This is a genomic window from Cysteiniphilum sp. 19S12-1, from assembly GCF_052030685.1.
Classification (GTDB): Bacteria; Pseudomonadota; Gammaproteobacteria; order Francisellales; family Francisellaceae; genus Caedibacter.
The window spans coordinates 1-5,391 of record NZ_JBQAJM010000058.1 but is presented as its reverse complement, the minus strand read 5'-3'; the positions used below and the strand labels follow the sequence as shown (position 1 = coordinate 5,391).

The 5,391-nt window shown below is 37.9% G+C and carries 8 protein-coding genes; all 8 read right to left on the bottom strand.

What is annotated here, in order from left to right; all coding sequences use genetic code 11:
- Positions 1–37: 37 nt before the first annotated feature.
- Positions 38–160: a hypothetical protein gene (locus ACTS4L_RS11065; protein WP_440617909.1), complete on the bottom strand. Its 123-nt coding sequence runs from the start codon at positions 158–160 to the stop codon at positions 38–40.
- A 25-nt stretch (positions 161–185) separates the two neighbouring features.
- Entirely contained in the window at positions 186–800 is a 615-nt protein-coding gene (gmk, locus tag ACTS4L_RS11060) for a guanylate kinase (protein WP_440617908.1), read from the bottom strand.
- Complete coding sequence (gene galU / locus ACTS4L_RS11055; protein WP_440617907.1) at positions 781–1,671, bottom strand: UTP--glucose-1-phosphate uridylyltransferase GalU; 891 nt, start codon at positions 1,669–1,671, stop codon at positions 781–783. Before galU ends, gmk begins: the two co-directional genes overlap by 20 nt.
- Positions 1,672–1,687: 16 nt before the next feature.
- Positions 1,688–2,431 (bottom strand): lysophospholipid acyltransferase family protein, encoded by a 744-nt coding sequence (locus tag ACTS4L_RS11050; RefSeq protein ID WP_440617906.1) that lies wholly within the window; start codon positions 2,429–2,431, stop codon positions 1,688–1,690.
- On the bottom strand, positions 2,428–2,982 hold the full coding sequence (gmhB, locus tag ACTS4L_RS11045) for a D-glycero-beta-D-manno-heptose 1,7-bisphosphate 7-phosphatase (RefSeq protein ID WP_440617905.1): 555 nt from the start codon (positions 2,980–2,982) through the stop codon (positions 2,428–2,430). The genes ACTS4L_RS11050 and gmhB overlap by 4 nt, the downstream gene beginning before the upstream one ends.
- 11 nt (positions 2,983–2,993) lie before the next feature.
- Complete coding sequence (fdxA, locus tag ACTS4L_RS11040) at positions 2,994–3,317, bottom strand: ferredoxin FdxA (RefSeq protein ID WP_440617904.1); 324 nt, start codon at positions 3,315–3,317, stop codon at positions 2,994–2,996.
- Between the two features lie 78 nt (positions 3,318–3,395).
- Positions 3,396–4,229, bottom strand: coding sequence for a hypothetical protein (locus ACTS4L_RS11035; RefSeq protein WP_440617903.1), 834 nt, complete (start codon positions 4,227–4,229; stop codon positions 3,396–3,398).
- Positions 4,230–4,237: 8 nt separating this feature from the next.
- On the bottom strand, positions 4,238–5,035 hold the full coding sequence (gene map, locus ACTS4L_RS11030) for a type I methionyl aminopeptidase (RefSeq protein ID WP_440617902.1): 798 nt from the start codon (positions 5,033–5,035) through the stop codon (positions 4,238–4,240).
- Between the last annotated feature and the right edge of the window lie 356 nt (positions 5,036–5,391).

Below are 5,391 nucleotides of genomic sequence, written 5' to 3'. Positions count from 1 at the left end.
CGTAAGAAAGCAGCCTGGGGAAATCAGACTTTAAGCACTATTTTGGCTCAAGGTTTGTAGATGGGACAGCCGTGCAACCTGCTTTATCAATACCACAGGTCGCATTGGCATTTATCGCTGTTAATAAAATCGCTGAAAACCCCACTATCCTTTTTAGCATAGGCACTCTCCTTAAATAAATAAACTTACAAAACGTAGTCTAGATGAGATTTTAACTTTTGCACACGAAAACATGCCCACAAATCAGCTAATGCTTCGTTAAAGTTATCATTAATAATGACATAGTCATATTCATTGGCATGTGACGCTTCATGTTGCGCATCTTGCATGCGCCTTGCAATGACTTGTTGTGAATCTTGGGCGCGTTTAACTAATCGCTCATGCAAAGCTTCCAAACTTGGCGGCAATATAAAAATACTGACACAGTTATTTTTATAGATTTCTCTGGCTTGCCTTGCACCTTGCCAATCAATCTCTAAGATTACATCTAAGCCTTTTTGTGTTAATGCATTAACAGATGCTTTGGACGTCCCATAATAATGATCAAACACCTTAGCATATTCAACAAAGTCATCTTGAATGATCATTTTTTCAAATACTTCATGACTAACAAAATGATAATGCTGCCCATTGACTTCTTGTGGACGTGGCGTACGCGTTGTGTTTGATACGCTAACCGCAACATCATCATTCTTCTCAAGAAAGGCTCTTAAGAGTGATGTTTTACCTGCACCTGAAGGGGCAGAAACAATATAAACCGTACCCAGCTTATCCATTATATTAATTGTCCAATAGTTCATTCATAGCATTTGCACCAAGCGTCGATTGCACATGTTCCATAAACTTTTTACCCAATAACTTATCACGAGTAGCTAACTCGAAGTTGGCAATTAAAAATCCAAGTTTATCACCACAATCGTAACGAGTACCCTCAAAGTTATGCGCCACAAGTCGCTGCGTCGCAATCAATTTTGCAATCGCATCGGTCAATTGAATCTCACCACCTGCACCTTTGGGAATTGTTTCAAGATAATCAAAAATCTCGCTAGGCAATATATATCGACCAACAACAGCATTAGTTGACGGCGCTTTCTCAGGTGAGGGCTTTTCAACAATCGCTTCAATGCTCTGATCTGCGCGTGTTTTGACGATCCCATAAGAGCCTGTATCTTTCTTTGGTACATTTTGTACCGCAATCACACCGCACTTTTGATAATAATATTGATTCATCATTTGCGATAAAGCGCCCTTGCCATCAACATTATCAATTAAATCATCAGCCAACAAGACAGCAAAAGGCTCATTACCAATCAGTGGCTTAGCACATAAGACAGCATGCCCCAAGCCTAGCGCTTCTTTTTGTCTAACATAGGCACAATTAACACCGACAGGCAAAATATTGCGCACTGTTTCCAATAGCTCAAGTTTGCCTTTTTGCTCAAGGTTATATTCTAGCTCAAAGTTTTTATCAAAATGATCTTCTATCGCGCGTTTATGCGTGCTCGTCACAAAGATAAGCTCTTTTATACCGGCTTCAATCGCTTCTTCAACTGCATATTGAATCAAGGGTTTATCAACGACTGTTAGCATTTCCTTCGGTGAGGCTTTTGTTGCTGGTAAGAACCGTGTGCCTAATCCTGCAACTGGAAATACCGCTTTTGTAATCTTCATTTATTTACTCCTATGTTTAACCACCAATGGCTTTAACTTTATCGTTAATCCATTGATAGCAATATTCATTGAGCTCATCAACGCCCAACTCACTTGGTGATACAGCTTGCCCAAAAGACAGTGTCACTACACCTGGTTTGATCAAACCCGCCTTATTTGGCCAAAACTTACCTGAATTATGCGCTACAGGAATCACCATAGCACCACTTGATTTGGCTAATGTAATTGCCGTTTTATGGAACTTAGGATATTGCCCAATCGGTACGCGTGTGCCTTCCGGGAATATCACGATACTTAAACCTGATCTTAAGCGCTCTTTACCCATTTGCAATACTTTCTTAAAAGACTTTAGGCTTTGTTTGCGATCAATCGGAATACTATCAACCGCTTTTAAACCTTGCCCAAATACAGGGATCCTTAAAAGCTCTTCTTTTAACACAAAACACACATTATTTAACAATCCATGAAATACAACCGTCTCCCATGAGGACTGGTGTTTGCAAACATAAACACACGGCTCTTTTAAAAGGTTATCACGACCTTCTGTTCTAACGCGTAACCATAAGAAAATAACTAAGCCCCAACGTGTCAATATTGACCAAACTTTTGCCGGAATTAAACGTATACCTATCGGCAAACTTAATATGCCTAGAATCACTGTCAACGCTGCTAAAACGATGGTCAATATTGAAACATAAACCACAAAAACGATTTGTCTTAGCCACAATATACTATACCATAAACCTTTTATTAGATTCATATCACAGCCTCCACAAACTGCTGTAAATTATCAAACACCATTACATCCTTTAGTTCATTTTGATGTTTTGCTAACGTTCTTAAGCCCTTACCAGTTTTAACCAAGATTGGCGTGCAATTCGCTTTTCTTGCCGCTTGGATATCTTTAAAACTATCACCGACAAAAAAAACCATAGGACTTAGTGCAATATTAAGTTTCAAACTGATCTCATCAAGCATTCCAGTATTTGGCTTGCGACAGATACAATCCATATCCGGTGTATGCGGGCAATAGGCAATATATTTAATGGCATCTTTATCTTCAGCCAATAAGCAATATAACTTGTCATGCATAGCCATCAGCATCTCAAGATCGAAAAGACCTCGCCCAATACCTGATTGATTAGTTGCTATCGCCACAGGGATATTTTTTGCTTTAAGCTGAACAATCGCCTCAATACTTCCAGCAATAGGCTGCCACTCATCCGCTGATTTTATATAATTATCCGAGTCTTCATTAATAACGCCATCACGATCAAGAATAACAAGCTTTGGTACTACTTTTTTTATCATAAAAACATAGATTACTTAATAAGATACTGACGCTTGTCTTTAACTTCACGCCATTGATCTGCATCCTCAGGCGGATCACATTTCTCCGTAATATTATCCCATTCTTGTGACAATTCACGATTAAGCTCAACAAACTCTAACTGATCTTCTGGCAACTCGTCCTCTGAATAAATCGCATTAACAGGACATTCTGGTTCACATAACGCACAATCGATACATTCGTCAGGGTTAATTACTAGCATATTTTCACCTTCGTAAAAACAATCAACCGGACAAACCTCAACACAGTCACCAAGTTTACATTTAATACAACTTTCTGTTACCACAAATGGCATATACTCACACCTTTTTAGCTTCTTAAAAACGATGATATTTTAACACTTACCCAAGGTTTTAAAAGTTTTAATTAACACTCAAGCTTGCAACTTCTGCAAGACATAGGCAAGCTCTTTTGAAATCACAAAATTATTACGCACTAATAAATTAATCGTTTTCTCCTCAAATTGATCTAAGAACCAAAGTTTAGTGGTAAAGTCATACACCGCATTGGCACGCAAATAAATACTATTTATACCCTTTTGAAACTCTCGCTCCAGTTTATGCTTTGGTGGCATTTTTACAACAATACTTTGTTTTTGCACATCATATGCTGCACAACAATCTACTTTTAACAGTGTCATTTGCGTTTGGTAATCTCTCATTTGCGCTGGTCGTTGTTGCTGAGTTTCTTCAGTAACACGATGATTTTTTACTACTTGTGCTTTTTGCAATTGTTGTTGCAACATATAGTTTTGTTCTTTTAGCAATGTTTGCTCTTGCATCAACTGCTCAAATCTTGCTTTATAACCATAATAGCTCACCTCAAGATGATCATTCTTTTGCCGTAATTTTTTTATTTCATGCTCATATTTATGTACTTTAGCTTTAATCTCTTGATCGATATAATCTTGTAATTTTTCCTTAAGATTGATAGCAACCTCTTTATGCTCACGCAAGGCACAAGATAATAACACCTGATCAATTACAGAACCCAAACCTTGAACCGTTTTTTCAGGAGATTGTACAGTTTCTTCCTTAGCAGCCTTTTGCGCTTTTGCGGTATCTTCTTTATATAAAAGTACTTTATCTGCGATATCAAAAAAAGAATAATGCTTATCAAGCAATTTACGCACTTTGGCAATCGTGATTTCTTGACCATCACGTTTTAGCATATAACAAGCTTCATTGACTTGATATTGACTTAGCATACATCACCCTAAATCATTTCATCATGACGTTTTGTCAGTATTTCAACACCATTTTCAGTGACTGCTAACGTATGCTCCCATTGCGCTGATAAGCTTTTATCTTTAGTGACCGCAGTCCAGCCATCACGCAACACAGTCACTTGCTTTTTGCCGGCGTTAATCATCGGTTCAATCGTAAATGTCATGCCTGTTTGTAAAACGGTTTGCAAACTCTTATGCTCATGTGTTTGTTTTGAAACATAATGTAAAACTTGAGGCTCTTCATGAAAACCTTGACCAATACCATGACCGCAGAACATTTCAACCACCGCAAAATTATGTGATTTAGCATGCTTTTCAATTGCTTGCGCAATATCATGCAAACGATTACCTGGTTTAACCTGCTCAATTCCTTTGACTAGACATTCATAAGTCACATCTGTTAATCGTTGTGCGAGTATTGATGCTTTATCTCTGCCACCAACAAAAAACATTTTACTCGTATCACCATGAAACCCATCTTTAATCACCGTCACATCAATATTGACAATATCACCCTTTTTTAGTTTTTTATTCGATGGAATCCCGTGGCATACCACATGGTTAATTGAAATACAAACTGACTTTGGGAATCCGCGGTAATTCAAACATGCTGGGATGGCTTCTTGCTTATCAACAATATAATCATGGCATATTTTGTCAAGCTCTTCTGTTGTTACACCAGGCACAACATATGGTTCAATCATTTCCAGTACTTCAGCAGCTAAGCGACCTGCTACACGCATTTTCTCAATTTGCTCGGGTGTTTTTAAAATTATATTAGTCATGAATTAAGTTACACTATCTTTAACATAGTAAGCACCGTATTGTACATGCATTGGTTGTTGTATTTCAATCTAAAGCAAAAAACTAGCATTAATTTTATTATCTTTAGCGAAAAGAGTGTTTGAAAAAGTTATATACCACAACGCAAAAAGGCACCGTTAGGTGCCTTTTGATATTGTGTTGTTTGTTGTTTATTTTGCGATATCCCATCGTCTTTCAATGTCGAATAATTTGGCGGTGTCCTACTTAACTTCAGGCGTCCTGCCTTACGCCATTACATGGTGTTACATCCAACTTTATATGGCTCTTAACTGCTGTTTTTGTCTCGCACTGAATGCGTAGTTTCAGCGCTCCTTAT

Coding starts and splice junctions, on each gene's coding strand:
- ACTS4L_RS11035 (WP_440617903.1), bottom strand. CDS start 4,229: ATGCTAAGTCAATATCAAGTCAATGAAGCTTGTTATATGCTAAAACGT.
- gmk (WP_440617908.1), bottom strand. CDS start 800: ATGAACTATTGGACAATTAATATAATGGATAAGCTGGGTACGGTTTAT.
- ACTS4L_RS11065 (WP_440617909.1), bottom strand. CDS start 160: ATGCTAAAAAGGATAGTGGGGTTTTCAGCGATTTTATTAACAGCGATA.
- galU (WP_440617907.1), bottom strand. CDS start 1,671: ATGAAGATTACAAAAGCGGTATTTCCAGTTGCAGGATTAGGCACACGG.
- gmhB (WP_440617905.1), bottom strand. CDS start 2,982: ATGATAAAAAAAGTAGTACCAAAGCTTGTTATTCTTGATCGTGATGGC.
- ACTS4L_RS11050 (WP_440617906.1), bottom strand. CDS start 2,431: ATGAATCTAATAAAAGGTTTATGGTATAGTATATTGTGGCTAAGACAA.
- fdxA (WP_440617904.1), bottom strand. CDS start 3,317: ATGCCATTTGTGGTAACAGAAAGTTGTATTAAATGTAAACTTGGTGAC.
- map (WP_440617902.1), bottom strand. CDS start 5,035: ATGACTAATATAATTTTAAAAACACCCGAGCAAATTGAGAAAATGCGT.